Source organism: Bradyrhizobium sp. USDA 4011 (assembly GCF_054063415.1).
This window is the reverse complement of record NZ_JBSSGG010000001.1, coordinates 3,186,832-3,201,282: the sequence shown is the minus strand read 5'-3', so window position 1 is coordinate 3,201,282 and position 14,451 is coordinate 3,186,832. Positions and strand designations below refer to the sequence as shown.

Genomic DNA, 14,451 nt, shown 5'->3' with positions numbered 1-14,451 from the left:
CACCGGGCACGAAAAAGAAAAACCGCCTGCCAGTGATTTACCTCACTATACCTTAGGGTGTGCCATGTGCAAGATACCTAGGGAACCGGCGCACGATGCTTGTCGTGCTCCGGTGCGGACTAGCTAAAATTCTTTGAAACTCTGCCGATGTGTCGATTTGAACGCATCGCTTCATTTCATGACCTGGCGCGGTTTGTGCCTGGACGCACGAGCAAATGGGCCTTCGGCCGTGATCGGCCGGCCGTATCGAGATCAGCAAAAGTCATCGTCTGGGGGCAGTCATGCCGAAGACCAAGCAGCAGCATCTTGATCGTGACGCCGGGCCGAAGCGGATATTGGCGCTCGACGGTGGCGGCATTCGCGGCATTCTCACGCTCGAATATGTCGGCGCCATCGAGACGATGTTGCGCCAACGCTTCGGCAACAACGACCTGCTGCTTTGCGATTACTTCGATCTGATCGGCGGCACCTCGACCGGGTCGATCATCGCAGCCGGGCTTGCATGCGGCATGACCGTGGACGCCTTGAAGAAGCTGTATCGCTCGATCGGTACGGACATCTTTCAGGAATCGTTCTGGCGGCGGGGGCTCTTGGCGCCGAAATTCAATCCCGACGCCTTGCAGCACGCGCTCGATGCGCAGCTCGGCGCCGACACCGTGATCGGCGGCGATCGCATCCGCACCGGCTTGATGATCATGACCAAGCGTCTTGATACCGGCAGCCCCTGGCCGCTGCATAACAATCCGGACGCCGTCTTTGCCAAGCAGGACGGCGCGTTGCGGTTGACCCAAGTGGTGCGCGCCAGCACCGCGGCGCCAACCTATTTCAAGCCGGAGGAGATCACGATCTCGGCGCGCGACGGTCACACGGTCAACGGCGCCTTCGTCGACGGCGGCGTCAGCCCGTTCAACGATCCGGCTCTGCAACTCCTGATGCTCGCGGCACTCCATGGCCACGGCTTTCGGTGGCACACGGGCAAGGACAAGCTCCTGCTGATCTCGGCGGGTACCGGCGTATTCAGGTCGACCTATCCGACGGAGCAGATCCTTCACATGCCGGCGGCGGAGCAGGGTGTGCGCTCGCTGCAATCGCTCATGGACGATTGCAGCCGGCACAATCACGGCATGCTGCAATGGCTGACCCATTGCCTGACGCCGTGGCCGATCGATCGCGCGGTGACGGATATGATCGCGGACAGCCAGAACGGGCCGCAATTCGCGACCTATGCGCGCTACAACGTCCTGCTGGAAGCGGCTTGGCTGAAGGAGAAGCTCCGCATCGATCGGACGCCGGACGCGCTTGCGAAGGTCGCAGCGATGGACGACCCGAAGAACATGGACGAACTCGCCGGGATCGGGCAGCTCGCCGCGAAGGAGCAGGTCAGGCCGGAACATTTCCCGCCGGCCTTCGATCTCACGTGATGCCACGCAGCGCAGCGTCACGACACGCAGATCCCGGTTTCGACAAGGAATTCGCCTTCATTTAAGTTCGTCACCTGGACACAATGATCCAATCATGAGTCGAGGTGTCGCGATGGCCACGGAACAAGACGCCAAATCACCGAACACGGTGGTTCTCTTCAGCGGTCACATGATCGATGCGCCAGATCGAAGAACGCCTCGCTTTCCGCCGGACAAGGAGCCCGCGGCGGCCGCTGCGATCGACGCAGCCCTTGTGCGGATCGGGGTCCGCGAAGGCGATCTTGCAATCTGCGGCGGAGCCTGCGGCGGCGATCTCCTGTTTGCGGAAGCCGCTCTCGCGCAGGGCATGCGGCTTGAAATCTATATTCCATTTGATGAGCCGACCTTCCTGGCCGGCTCGGTGGATTTCGCCGGTGGCAATTGGCGTGCGCGCTATTTCGCGGCGAAATCGAAAGCGACGCTCCATGTCATGCCCGAGGAGCTGGGGCCGCTGCCGGCCGGCGACAACGCCTACGAGCGCGACAATCAATGGATGCTGGCGCGCGCCGCCCGGTTTGGCGACGAGAAGATCGCCTTCATCTGCCTGTGGAACGGCGAGGGCGGCGATGGCCCTGGCGGCGCGAAGCACCTGATGGAAGAGGCGCGGCGCAAGACGACCTGGATTTACTGGCTGGATACGAGAAAATTATGGGACTGAAGGAATTGCAAGATGCCGTCGTGTTTCATGATCATGCCTTACGGCCGCAAGCCGACCCAGGCCGACCCCAAGTTTGGTCCGGCCGAGATCGATTTCAACGCGCTCTGGGATCGGGCTTACGTTCCGGCCATCAAGGCGCTTGGCTATGATCCGGTGCGGGCCGATCAGGACACCAGCGCGTTGATCGTCAGCGAGATGCTGGAGCGGATCTACTTCGCCGATCTGGTGCTGGCCGACATGACGATTCCGAATGGCAACGTCTATTATGAGGTCGGCATTCGCCACGCATCGCAGAAGACGGGATGCGTCCTGCTTGCGGCCGACTGGTCCAAGCAGTTGTTCGACGTCGTCCAGATGCGGACCGTCCGCTACCCGCTGCCCGAAGGTGAGATCACCGAGGCAACCGCTGCCGCGATGCAGGCCGCGATCAAGGAGCCCATCAAGGCGCTTTCTGATGGGACTTCGCCGATGCATCAGTCGATCCCGGGCTATCCTTGCCACGTCGATCCACACACCGCCGCGACGATGCAGGATCAGCTCGCCGAGCAGGCCGAATTTCAGACCAAGATCCGGGCAGTACGCGCGACGCCCGTGGACCAGCGCATGAAGCAGGCACAGGCGTTGATCGCCGCGGAGGGAGATCCGCCGGCCAGCTATGCGAAGGCCCTCGCGTTGTTGCTGTTGCTGCGCGACTGCGTCGATGCCAAGGCCGATTGGAGTACCGTGCTCGATTACATCCGCAAGCTTCCCAAGCGTTTCACGAACGAGCCGGAGGTGCGGGAAAATCGTGCGTTCGCGCTGTCTCAGGTTGGCAATCCCATCGAGGCGATTGCGGAGATGGAAACACTGATTGATATCGCGGGGCCGACACCGGAACGCCTCGGCCTGATGGGCGGCCGCTACAAGCGCCTCGCAGACGATGCCAAGGCCGATGATCGTCAACGCCGACGGTGGCGCAGCCAGGCAATCGACTGTTATGAACGAGGGATGGAGCTTGATCTCAATGCCTACTACTGCTCCAGCAACCTGCCTCGTCTCTATCGTGCTCGGGGCGAGACAGGCGATCAGGACCTCGCACAGGACACCGTACGACTTGCGATCGCTGCTTGCGAGCGCGCCAGGCGATTGAAGCTCGCCGACGAATGGTTGCGCCCGACGCTGCTTGCAGCGGCCTTTGATCTCGCTGATCCGGACAAGGCCGATCAATTGGCTGACGAAGTGCTCGACGAAGGCCCGACGGCATGGAAGATCGACAGCATTCTGGCCGACCTGAACACTGCCGCCGCGCAGGTCGCAGACGCCGCAAAGCGCGCGCGGTTGTCCGCCATCATCGACAAGATCAAGACGGCCTGATCGCGCGCTCCGCCAGCATCCGCTCAACCAAGCCGAGGATGAGATTGTTGGCGCCACGGATCATGCTTTAGAACGAAGCGTAAGCGTTTCGGAACGCGATGGCGCCGGCCAATGAGCGCGGCCGCGTGCGCACCGCATGTCCATCGTTGCCGCTCTGGACGATCCACTGGCCATTCTCGTGACCCACGATCTTGCCGACGTGGTGACGCCAGACGACGATCGCGCCGACCGAAGGGCCGCCTGCATTGCTGCCGTATCGCGCCCAGGATCGCGCCAGATTGAATTGCGGGCCCGGATCGCTGCCGACCTGCGTGCGCATGAACCACCCGCACCACGCAGCGGGACGACCGGAATGTGCATGGTGTCGATGATGGTGATGACGGCCGCGAGCTTCAGCAGCAGATGAAGCGAAGGCCAAAAGCACGGCGACAGCCGCGAGAGTTTTACGCATTACAAAGTCCTCTTGTCGTTGGCAGACCATCCTGATTGTGGGAGGGGCGCAGCGATGATCTGCGATTTGGTTGCGAAGCGACCGCACCGGCCAGGCGACGCAAAACAGAGGCGGGACATGGCCCGCGCGGGCCTTTAAGAAACGGGCTATGGCCAAAATATGGCCGTTAAATTCCGTCTGGCGGCTGAGACATGGCCCGACATGCTCTGCGCATATCTGAAAAGCCGCGCGCAGCGCTGTTAGCGGCAGAATTGCTCCGAGAGCATGTTCCCGGGTACCGTGTCACGCAGAACCGGGTTAACAGAAGCGCCCCGCGGCAGACGGAGCTCCGCTTCGCTCAGACCAGCGTTGCTTCAGAAGCCATGCCGCAATCCGGACAGGAGGGCCAGTTCGCTGGCATGCAATCGTGAACCTCGAGCAACGTCTGAACGAACTCAACATCGAGCTGCCGATATCGGCGGCGGCCGGCGGCGCCTACGCGCCGGTCGTGGTCCATGGCGACACGATCTATGTCAGCGGTCAGCTTCCGCGCGACGGCGACAAGGTGCATGTCGTCGGCCAGGTTGGCCGCGATGTCACACCGGAAGAAGCCAAGCGGGGTGCGCGGCTGGCGCTGATCCGCGGATTGGCCGCGACCAAGGCGCATCTGGGGTCGCTCGACAACGTCACGCAGATCCTGAAGGTCACCGTGTTCGTGCACAGCGCGGCGGATTTTAGCGGTCAGACCGCGGTCGCTGACGGCGCATCGGAGCTCATCATGGAGCTGTTCGGTCCGGAGCGGGGACTGCACACCAGGACGAGCGTTGGGGTCGCGCAGCTTCCGCGCAACGCATCGATCGAAGTCGAGTTGATCGCAGCGCTGGCGCGCTAGGCCGCAGCGGCGCCTTCTTCCTTCCGTGCCAATTTCGCGGAGCATCTGAGCCAGAAGCGTCTATGCATTGACGGCTTCTGAGCTTCGGGACGACACGCATGCCAACAAGCAGGCCCCTCGGTCGATCGTGTTCGATCGCGTTCGCCTTGCTTTGACGAGGTGATGCGAAACGGGCAGGGCGTTGGCCATTGCGCTGAACGTTCAGTAAAATGATCCACTAAACATCAGGCAGAGCCCCGCGCTGGGTGCTTTCCGCGATCGGCGTTGTTGCACTGCAGCGATTCTCCCGCGCATGATAGCGCAGCCAGCCTTCTTGAGGTTCGCAAAAAAATCGGCTTGACGGGTTCCTGAATTTAGTAATACGTTTAGTATCACAAAAATGATAAACATCGCACATCGAGCTGATGTGTGGGAGGAGCCCCGCCATCCGGATCCCAACTTCCGGACGCGTTCAGTCTCGCTCTCCATCATCGCTCATCAACTCGGTTTCGAAGTCTCGGCGTCAATCCGGCAGGGATGCGCCGGGCGAGTTAGGTGCTTCAACGATACGGAGGAAATGGATATGCGAAGATTCGGATGGTTACGCAGTACGGTGGCGTCCGCGGTCGTTGCGACCGCTGCGCTTGGGGTTCTCGGCGGCGGGGAAGCCGCAGCACAAGGCAAGCAGCTCACGCTGTGCTGGGCGGCATGGGACCCGGCCAACGCGCTGGTCGAGCTGGGCAAGGACTTCACCAAGCAATCCGGCATCGAGATGAAATACGAGTTCGTCCCCTGGACGAGCTACGCCGATCGCTTCCTCAACGAGCTCAACTCGCACGGCAAGCTCTGCGACCTGATCATCGGCGACAGTCAATGGATCGGCGGTGCCGCCGAGAACAAATGGTACGTCAAGCTCAACGACTTCTTCGACAAGGAGAAGATCTCGATGGGCGATTTCGTCCCGGCGACCGTCGTCGGCTACTCGCAGTGGCCGAAGAACACGCCGAACTACTGGGCGCTGCCGGCCATGGCCGATGCGGTGGGCTGGACCTACCGCAAGGACTGGTTCTCGCGGCCCGAAATTCAATCCGCGTTCAAGGCCAAGTACGGCCGCGACCTGGCGCCGCCGAAGACCTATGACGAGCTGAAGCAGATCGCCGAGTTCTTCCAGGGCCGCGAGATCGACGGCAAGAAGGTCTATGGCGCCTACATCTTCACCGAGCGCGGCTCGGAAGGCATCACGATGGGCGTGACCAACGTGCTCTACAATTACGGCTTCGCCTACGACAATCCGAAGAAGCCGTACCAGATGCAGGGCATCGTCAACTCCGCCGACGCGGCCAAGGGGCTCGAGTTCTACAAGGAGCTCTACAAGTGCTGCACGGCGCCGGGCATGACCAACGCCTACATGCAGGAAGGACTTGATGCCTTCAAGTCCGGCCAGGTCGCGATGCAGATGAACTGGTTCGCCTTCTTCCCCGGCCTCTACAAGGACCCGAACGTCGGCGGCGACAAGATCGGCTTCTTCGTCAACCCGGCAGGTCCCAAGGGGCATTTCACGCAGCTCGGCGGGCAGGGCATCTCGGTGGTGGCAACCTCCGACCACAAGGACGACGCGCTCGCCTACATCAAATGGTTCGCGCAGCCTGCCGTGCAGCAGAAGTGGTGGCAGATCGGCGGCTACTCGGCGCTCAAGGCGGTGGTCGATGCGCCCGGCTTCCCGAAGAGCGCGGCGTTCGCCCCGCAATTCCTGGAGTCGATGGGCATCGTCAAGGACTTCTGGGCCGAGCCGTCCTACGCGCAGTTGCTGCTCGACATGCAGAAGCGGGTGCATGACTACGTCGTCGCCGACAAGGGCACGTCACAGCAGGCGCTCGATCTCCTGGTCAAGGACTGGACCAAGGTTTTCAAGGAGCAAGGCAAGGAAGTCGCCTCGCAATAGCGTCCGCCCACACTTCACCCTGAACTGGATTCCCCGGGGGCCGCCTCGGGGAATCCGAACCGGCCAGCCCCGCTGATGGACACGATGACGACGATCCTCCAACCCGATCATGCTACGATCCCAGGCGTGAGCAAGCCTGTAAAATCCCGCGCCGGGCGGCGCGTCCACGGCCTGTCGGACCGGGCTATCGCCTGGCTGTTCGTCGCGCCGACGATTGCGCTGCTGCTCGCGATCAACATCTTTCCGCTGATCTGGATGATCCGGCTGTCCTTCACCAGCCTCAACCTCAGCATGTCATATCTGCCGCTGCGGTTCGTTGGCCTCGACAATTTCAGGGACATCCTCACCGACGAGGACGTCTGGTTCCGGCTGCAGACCACGGCGCAGTTCGTGATCTCGTCGGTGGCGTTGCAGGTGGTCATAGGCTTCGGCCTGGCGCTCCTGATCAACCGTCAGTTTCGCGGCCACAGCTTCTGGACCACGATCATCCTGCTGCCGATGATGCTGTCGCCGGCGGTGGTCGGCAATTTCTGGACGCTGCTGCTGCAGCCGCAGATCGGGCCGTTCAACTATCTGATCAGCCTGTTCACCGGCGTGCCGCCGAGCTCGTTCAGCATGACCGGGCAGGTGTCGCTCGCGCCGTGGACCATCGTGCTGGTCGATACCTGGATGTGGGCGCCCTACGTCATGCTGATCTGCCTCGCCGGACTGCGCTCGATCCCCGACTACATCTATGAGGCCGCGGAAGTCGATCGCGCCTCGGCCTGGCGGCAGTTCTGGTCGATCACGCTGCCGATGACGGTGCCGTTCCTGATGCTCGCGGTGCTGTTCCGCGCGATCGAGAACTTCAAGATGTTCGACATGGTCAATCTCCTGACCTCGGGCGGGCCGGGCTCGACCACCGAGCTGGTGTCGATTGCGCTGAAGCGCGCGGCGTTCGAGAAGTGGCGCACCGGCTATTCCTCGGCGCTCGCCATCATCCTGTTCGTGACCGTGTTCGGCGCCGCCAACATCTACGTCAAGACGCTCAACAAGGTGAAGCAACGATGACCGCTGCCGCCACCAAATCGACCGCGCACTCGATCGTCGAGGCCTCGCCGCGCACCAAGGCGTTCGCCGGCGGCCTCGTCATCCTGTATGCCGTGATCACGATCCTGCCACTGCTGTGGATCGTCGCCACCGCCTTCAAGTCGCAGAGCGACGCCATCGCCTATCCGCCCAAGGTGATCTTCGAGCCGACGCTCGAAGGCTATGTGAACCTGTTCACCGTGCGGACGCGCCAGACGCCGGATTTTATCGCCAAGCTGCCGCCGCCGGAAACCTGGTACGACAAGCTGGTGCGCCAGCGGGACATGGTGATCGCCGGGCCGTCCAAGGTCGTGCCGCGCTTCGTCAACTCGCTGATCATCGGCTTCGGCTCGACCTTCCTCGCGGTCTTCCTCGGCACGCTCGCGGCCTATGCGTTCTCGCGCTTCCGCATTCCGCTGGCGGACGATCTGCTGTTCTTCATCCTCTCGACGCGCATGATGCCGCCAGTCGCGGTGGCGATCCCGATCTATCTGATGTACCGGCAGCTCAATCTGACCGACACGCGGCTCGGCATGATCCTGCTGTACACCGCCGTGAACGTCTCGCTCGCGGTCTGGCTGCTCAAGGGCTTCATCGACGAGATCCCGCGCGAGTATGAGGAGGCGGCGCTGGTCGACGGCTATACGCGGCTGCAGGCGCTGCGCAAGGTGGTGTTGCCGCAGGCCGTCACCGGGATCGCGGCGACCGCGATCTTCTGCCTGATCTTCTCCTGGAACGAGTACGCCTTCGCGGTGCTGCTGACCAGCGGCGAGGCGCAGACCATGCCGCCCTTCATCCCGTTCATCATCGGCGAGGGCGGACAGGATTGGCCGGCGGTTGCCGCGGCGACCACGTTGTTTGTCGTCCCGATCGTCATGTTCACCGTGCTGTTGCGCAAGCATCTGCTGCGCGGCATCACCTTCGGAGCGGTGCGCAAATGAGCGGCTCAGTGGTTGCCAAAGGTGGCGTAGCGCGCTGGTTTCGTCGCGGGCCGTGGGAGGCCATCGCGATGACCTTGATCGGAGGCGGCATCGTCATGCTGGTGCAGCCCTGGTCGATCGATCTCTACAGCTACTCGTTCGTGACGATCCTTGCCGGCACGGTCGGCTTCGTCGTCGTCAGCCATTTTCCGGAATAGGCCATGGCACAGATCCGAATCGAAAAACTGCGCAAGTCGTTCGATCAGTTCACCGCGGTGGAAGGTTCGACCTTCACGATCGACGACGGGACGTTCTTCGCGATGCTCGGGCCTTCCGGCTGCGGCAAGACCACCACGTTACGCATGATTGCCGGCCTCGAGTTGCCGACCGAAGGCAAGATTCTGCTCGATGGCGAGGACGTCACCTTCCACCGCGCGGCCGCGCGCGATATCGCCTTCGTGTTCCAGCTGTTCGCGCTCTATCCGCACATGAATGTCGGGGAGAACATCGCCTTTCCCCTGAAGTGCCAGGGCATGGCGAGGCGCGAGATCCGCCAGCGGGTGCAGGAGACCGCGCGGATGTTGCAGATCGAACACCTGCTGTCGAGCAAGACCTCGAAACTGTCGGGCGGCGACCGGCAGCGCGTCGCGCTCGGGCGCGCCATGGTGCGGCGGCCGAAGGCGTTCCTGATGGACGAGCCGCTGGGCGCGCTCGACGCCGAGTTTCGCCATTTGATGTGCGGTGAGCTGCGCGACCTGCACGATCGCATCAAGGCGACCACCGTCTATGTCACGCATGACCAGCTCGAGGCGATGTCGATGGCCGACCAGATCGCCGTCATGAACAAGGGCCGTGTCGAGCAGATCGGCACGCCGCAGGAGGTCTATGACCGACCCGCGAGCATGTTCGTGGCCGACTTCATCGGCTCGCCGCCGATGAACTTCCTGCACTTCGAGGGCGGCATGCGATCCGGCGACCGTGCGATCAGCTTCCATGACACGAGGCTCGCGGTGCCGGAGATCCGCGAGGACCGCGCCAGCGCGCCGCTGGCGCTCGGCGTCCGTCCGGAGCATATCCGCTTCGCCGACGCGGGCGCCGTTCGCGGCGAGGTGTTCGGCGCGGAATATCTCGGCACCACGCAGATCGTCACCGTCGACACGGCCTATGGGCGGGTCGCGGCGCGGCTGCCGTCCAGCGCTTCGGTGCGGATCGGCGAGACCATCGGCCTCGAATTCAACGCCGCGCGGCTGGCGCTGTTCGACGTCGGCAGCGGCCTTGCGATCCGGACCGCCAGCGAGGAGGGCGTGCGCCATGGCTGACGTCACCCTGCGCAACGTCAACAAGCGCTTCGGCGCAGTGGACGCGGTCCGCGACCTGTCGCTGACGGTGAACGACGGCGAGTTCCTGGTCCTGCTCGGACCGAGCGGCGCCGGCAAGACCACGACGCTCCGGCTGATCACCGGACTGGAGAGCCCCGATACGGGCTCCGTGATGATCGACGGGCGCGACGTGACGCATGATCCGCCCGGCTCGCGGGACATCGCCTTCGTGTTCCAGCAATATTCGCTGTATCCGCATCTGACTGTCTACGACAATCTGGCGTTTCCGCTGCGCTCTCCCGCGCGGCGGGTCGCGGAGCCGATCATCCGCAAGCGCGTCGAACAGACCGCGGAGCTGCTGCATATCGCGAGCAAGCTGAACAACCGTGCCACCCGGCTGTCCGGCGGCGAGATGCAGCGCGTGGCGATCGGCCGGGCCTTGGTCCGCGATCCCTCGATCTATTTGATGGACGAGCCGCTGTCCTCGCTCGATGCAAAGCTCCGCGCCGAGCTTCGGCTCGAACTCAAGCGGATCCAGATCGAGCTTGGTGCGACCATCCTTTACGTCACCCACGATCAGGTCGAGGCGATGACGATGGCCTCGCGGATCGGCGTGATCAGGGACGGCCAGTTGCTTCAGCTCGGCACGCCCCGGGATATCTACGAAAGCCCGTCCACTAGCTACGTCGCCTCGCGGCTCGGCACGCCTCAGATCAATTTCCTGCCGGCTCGCCTGCTCTCCGACGTCGCGATGCCGGCCGGAACCGAGACGGTCGGCATTCGCACCGAGCATCTTCAGCTTGCCGCGCGCAATGGCGGCCAGATGGTCGGCCGCGTGCATCGGGTCGAGCACCTCGGCGAGCAGAATCATGTTCATCTGGACTATAAGGGCGAGACGCTGGTGACGCTGGCGGATCCGCATCAGCCGCTGCAGGCCGGCCAGGAGGTCGACTTGCATCTGGTGCGTCCATTGTGTTTCGACCGCGCGGGGCAGCGCATTGCTGCGGCGGTTCATTAGAGGGGCGAGAGGATCGAGGAGATGTCGGTGCCATCAGAGACATTCAAGTCGTTGGTCAAGGCGGCCGCAGAGCAGGTCATCGCCAGCGCGCCGGAGCTGACCAGCCTGGATCAGGCGATCGGCGACGGCGACCACGGGACCAACATGAAGCGCGGTTGCGAAGCCGTGCTCGGCAAACTCGATGTCATCTCGACACAGCCGCTCGACGAAGCGTTCAAGACGATCGGCAAGACCCTGGTGATGACGGTCGGCGGTGCCTCCGGGCCGCTCTATGGGAGTTTCTTTCTTGCCGCCGGCGAGGCGCTTTCGCATGACAAGCACCTGCCCGAGGATCTCGCCGACGTGTTCGGCAGCGCCGTAAACGCAGTGAGCGCGCGCGGCCGCTCGCAGGCCGGCGAGAAGACGATGCTGGATGTGCTGGTTCCGGTGCTGGAGACCTTGAAGACGGCGGCCGGTCAGCCGGATCTGATCGCGCGGGTGCGCACCACTGCGACCGAGGCGGCCGAGCGGACCGCGCCGATGCAGGCCACCAAGGGACGCGCGTCGTTCCTCGGCGCGCGCAGCGTCGGGCATGTCGATCCCGGCGCGCGGTCGAGCTGTGTGCTGGTGCAGGCGGTGTGCGCCGGCCTGGAGGCACGCCCATGACCGACACCGTGGGAATCGTGATCGTCTCGCACTCGAGCGACATCGCCAAGGGAACCGCCGACATGGTGCGGCAGATGGTCGGCAGCGAGGTCAAGGTGGCGTTCTGCGGCGGTAATCCAGACGGCGGATTGGGCACCAGCGTGCCGCTGATCATCGACGCCATCAATGACGCCTGGTCTCCAAAGGGTGTCGCGGTGCTGGTCGATCTCGGCGGTGCCGAGACCAACAGCGAAATGGCGGTGGAGATGCTGGAGCCCGCGCGGCGCGATCTCGTTGTCGTCTGCAACGCGCCGATCGTCGAGGGCGCCGTGATGGCGGCGACCGAGGCGGCGGGCGGCAGCTCGCTGGCCCAGGTCAAGGCCGTGGCCGAGGAACTCTCTGCCGATTGAGATGTCGGCGAAGCGATGATGGATGATGAGCATGCTTGATAAAGCGGACGGACAGATCTTCACCGGCAATGTGCGGCTGGTGCATGCGGTGGGCATGCATGCGCGCCCGGCGGTCAAGCTGACCAAGCTCGCCAAGAAGTTCCAGGCGCAGATCTCGGTGCGGGTCGCGGGTGCGCCCGAGTGGATCAATGCCAAGAGCGTGGCCAAGATCATGGCGATGCGCGCCGCGCACGGCAGCACGATCGAGATCAAGGCATCCGGCAGCGACGCCGAGGCCGCGGTCGCGGCTCTGGTCGATCTGGTTGCGAGCGATTTTCCGGATGGAGCGGGCTAGCATGCAGGGCGGCGCTGCAGGATCGGCTTACCGCGGCAGGACCGCCTCGATCGGCTTTGCCTATGGTCCGCTGGTCCGCGTCGATGCGGGGGCGGGCGGCGAGCGGGTCGCCGGCACGCTGGTCGAGGAGGCGCTCGCCTTGCGCAAGGCGATCGATCTCGCGAGCGGGCAGATCGCCGATCTTGCCGCCAGCGCCGGCGGCGAAGCCGCGCAGATCCTCGAATTCCAGGTCGCATTGCTGGAGGATGAGGATCTGATCGAGGCGATCTTCGCGTCGATCGGCGAGGGGCATCCGGCCGACGTCGCATGGCGCTCGACGCTCGACGAGCAGATCGCGGAGTACAATTCGGCGGCGGATGAGTATCTGCAGGCGCGCTCTTCGGACCTTGCGGACCTGCGCGACCGCGTGGTTCACATCCTGCGCGGCGACGAGGGCGAGCCGCTGAAGATCCCGAGCGGAGGCGTCGTCTGTGCCGACGACCTGCCGCCGTCGCGCTTCCTGGAGATCGACTGGTCCGGCGGCGGCGGACTGGCGCTGCTGCATGGCAGTCCGACCAGCCATGTCGCGATGCTGGCGCGTGCGCGCGGCATCCCGATGGTCGTGCAACTCGGCGCCATCCCAAATGCCGGCGCCACGGCGCTGCTCGATGGCGAAGGCGCGACGCTCGAGCTCGATCCCAGCGCCGAGCAGGTGCGCATCTTCGAGAAGCGGCGCGAGAGTCACCGCAAGAGCAGGGCATCCGCCCGCGCGATCCTGCGGCGGCCGACGGCCTCGTGGCGCGGTGAACACATCAAGCTCCTGATCAATATCCAGCGGGTCGACGACCTCGATGATGCGGACGCGCAATATGCCGACGGCATCGGCCTGATGCGGACGGAATTCCTGCTCGCCGGGCGGAGCGACCTGCCGGATGAGGAGACCCAATTCCAGGCCTACGACGCGGTATTGCGCTGGGCCGGAGCGCGGCCCGTGACGATCCGCACGTTCGATGCCGGCGGCGACAAGCCGGTGCCCGGCTTCACGCTGGATGGCGAGGCCAATCCGTTCCTCGGCGTGCGCGGCTTGCGGCTTTGCCTGGCCCGGCCAGAGATTTTTGCCGTCCAGCTCCGCGCGCTGGCACGCGCCGCGGTGCGCGGCAATCTCAAGGTCATGTTCCCGATGGTGACACAGGCCGACGAGCTCGAGGCGGGACGGAAGCTGTTCGCCGGCATCGTGCAGCGCTTGCAGGCGGACGGCATTGCCGCGATGCTCCCGGAGCTTGGAATCATGGTCGAGGTTCCGGCGGCGGCCCTGGCGGTATCGAGCTTCAAGGCGTCGTTCTTCTCGATCGGCTCGAACGATCTCGCGCAATATGTGCTGGCCTGCGATCGTTCCAACGGAGCTCTCGCCCCCCTGATGGACCCCCTACATCCCGCAGTGCTCGAACTGATCGCGCGGACCGCGGAGCACGGCCGCCGCGCCGGCGTCGGCGTCAGCCTGTGCGGCGACATGGCGGGCGATCCGCGCTGTCTTCCCGCGCTGCTGAATTGCGGCCTGCGCGAATTGTCCGTGAACGCATCGGCGCTGGCGCAGATCAAGCAGACCATCGACCGGCTGAGCAGCGGAGGCAATGTTGGCTGACACGGCGGCCGATGAAGCGCCCGAAGCCGGCGCGGTTGCGGTCTACAAGCGCATCTTCAAGGAAGTGCTGGAGAGCCGCCCGTCCGGCATGCGGCTGCGCCTCGCCCATGCCATCGGCAAGAACCGCAGCTTCGTCAGCCAGATCAGCAATCCGGCCTATCCGGTGCCGATTCCGGTGCAGCATCTCAACACGATTTTCGATGTCTGCCACTTTCCGCCGCAGGCGAAGAGCGCCTTCTTGCGCGCCTATGCGCGCGCGCATCCGCGCCGCGTCGGCCGGCTGAGCGAAGGATCGCACGAGCGGACGCTGACATTGCATCTGCCGGATCTCGGCAGCGCCAAGCGCAATGCGGAGCTCGACGCGCTGCTGCAGGAATTCACGCGGCGCCTGATCGGCATCATGCGGGAAAAATAGGCGAAAAC

16 protein-coding genes are annotated in these 14,451 nt (G+C 64.0%); 15 read left to right on the top strand and 1 reads right to left on the bottom strand.

Annotation, left to right across the window (positions count from 1 at the left end):
* Window positions 1–281 precede the first annotated feature (281 nt).
* The 3 genes from ACVW1C_RS14955 (at window position 282) to ACVW1C_RS14945 (ending at window position 3,471) form a co-directional block, all read left to right on the top strand.
* A complete protein-coding gene (locus tag ACVW1C_RS14955) occupies window positions 282–1,421 on the top strand; it encodes a patatin-like phospholipase family protein (RefSeq protein WP_456759078.1) in 1,140 nt (379 codons plus the stop codon).
* A 346-nt stretch (window positions 1,422–1,767) separates the two neighbouring features.
* Window positions 1,768–2,118, top strand: a complete 351-nt coding sequence (locus ACVW1C_RS14950) for a hypothetical protein (protein WP_456759077.1) — start codon at window positions 1,768–1,770, stop codon at window positions 2,116–2,118.
* A gap of 27 nt (window positions 2,119–2,145) precedes the next feature.
* Entirely contained in the window at window positions 2,146–3,471 is a 1,326-nt protein-coding gene (locus ACVW1C_RS14945; protein ID WP_456759076.1) for a TRAFs-binding domain-containing protein, read from the top strand.
* Window positions 3,472–3,538: 67 nt separating this feature from the next.
* On the opposite strand, the gene ACVW1C_RS14940 is transcribed toward ACVW1C_RS14945, so the two are convergent.
* On the bottom strand, window positions 3,539–3,790 hold the full coding sequence (locus ACVW1C_RS14940; RefSeq protein WP_456759075.1) for a hypothetical protein: 252 nt from the start codon (window positions 3,788–3,790) through the stop codon (window positions 3,539–3,541).
* 538 nt (window positions 3,791–4,328) lie between these two features.
* On the opposite strand from ACVW1C_RS14940, the gene ACVW1C_RS14935 reads away from it, so the two are divergent.
* The 12 genes from ACVW1C_RS14935 to ACVW1C_RS14880 all read left to right on the top strand — a co-directional run bounded on the left by ACVW1C_RS14935 (window position 4,329) and on the right by ACVW1C_RS14880 (window position 14,443).
* Window positions 4,329–4,793 carry a RidA family protein gene (locus ACVW1C_RS14935; protein WP_456759074.1) on the top strand — a complete coding sequence of 155 codons (465 nt, stop codon included), beginning with the start codon at window positions 4,329–4,331 and terminating at the stop codon, window positions 4,791–4,793.
* Between the two features lie 562 nt (window positions 4,794–5,355).
* Window positions 5,356–6,714 (top strand): ABC transporter substrate-binding protein, encoded by a 1,359-nt coding sequence (locus ACVW1C_RS14930; protein ID WP_456759073.1) that lies wholly within the window; start codon window positions 5,356–5,358, stop codon window positions 6,712–6,714.
* Window positions 6,715–6,789: 75 nt separating this feature from the next.
* Window positions 6,790–7,764: a carbohydrate ABC transporter permease gene (locus ACVW1C_RS14925; protein ID WP_456759072.1), complete on the top strand. Its 975-nt coding sequence runs from the start codon at window positions 6,790–6,792 to the stop codon at window positions 7,762–7,764.
* Complete coding sequence (locus ACVW1C_RS14920; protein ID WP_173643813.1) at window positions 7,761–8,723, top strand: carbohydrate ABC transporter permease; 963 nt, start codon at window positions 7,761–7,763, stop codon at window positions 8,721–8,723. Before ACVW1C_RS14925 ends, ACVW1C_RS14920 begins: the two co-directional genes overlap by 4 nt.
* Window positions 8,720–8,920 (top strand): hypothetical protein, encoded by a 201-nt coding sequence (locus tag ACVW1C_RS14915; RefSeq protein WP_456759071.1) that lies wholly within the window; start codon window positions 8,720–8,722, stop codon window positions 8,918–8,920. The genes ACVW1C_RS14920 and ACVW1C_RS14915 overlap by 4 nt, the downstream gene beginning before the upstream one ends.
* 3 nt (window positions 8,921–8,923) lie before the next feature.
* Complete coding sequence (locus ACVW1C_RS14910) at window positions 8,924–10,021, top strand: ABC transporter ATP-binding protein (protein WP_456759070.1); 1,098 nt, start codon at window positions 8,924–8,926, stop codon at window positions 10,019–10,021.
* The gene (locus ACVW1C_RS14905) at window positions 10,014–11,039 is read left to right on the top strand and encodes an ABC transporter ATP-binding protein (protein WP_456759069.1); all 1,026 of its coding nucleotides are present in this window, start codon (window positions 10,014–10,016) and stop codon (window positions 11,037–11,039) included. The genes ACVW1C_RS14910 and ACVW1C_RS14905 overlap by 8 nt, the downstream gene beginning before the upstream one ends.
* 21 nt (window positions 11,040–11,060) lie before the next feature.
* A complete protein-coding gene (gene dhaL, locus ACVW1C_RS14900) occupies window positions 11,061–11,684 on the top strand; it encodes a dihydroxyacetone kinase subunit DhaL (RefSeq protein ID WP_456759068.1) in 624 nt (207 codons plus the stop codon).
* Window positions 11,681–12,073 (top strand): dihydroxyacetone kinase phosphoryl donor subunit DhaM, encoded by a 393-nt coding sequence (gene dhaM, locus ACVW1C_RS14895; RefSeq protein WP_092118687.1) that lies wholly within the window; start codon window positions 11,681–11,683, stop codon window positions 12,071–12,073. Before dhaL ends, dhaM begins: the two co-directional genes overlap by 4 nt.
* A 31-nt stretch (window positions 12,074–12,104) precedes the next feature.
* Entirely contained in the window at window positions 12,105–12,407 is a 303-nt protein-coding gene (locus ACVW1C_RS14890) for an HPr family phosphocarrier protein (protein ID WP_371821719.1), read from the top strand.
* 1 nt (window position 12,408) lies between these two features.
* Window positions 12,409–14,028 (top strand): phosphoenolpyruvate--protein phosphotransferase, encoded by a 1,620-nt coding sequence (ptsP, locus tag ACVW1C_RS14885; RefSeq protein WP_456759067.1) that lies wholly within the window; start codon window positions 12,409–12,411, stop codon window positions 14,026–14,028.
* On the top strand, window positions 14,021–14,443 hold the full coding sequence (locus ACVW1C_RS14880) for a hypothetical protein (RefSeq protein ID WP_456759066.1): 423 nt from the start codon (window positions 14,021–14,023) through the stop codon (window positions 14,441–14,443). Before ptsP ends, ACVW1C_RS14880 begins: the two co-directional genes overlap by 8 nt.
* Window positions 14,444–14,451 lie beyond the last annotated feature (8 nt).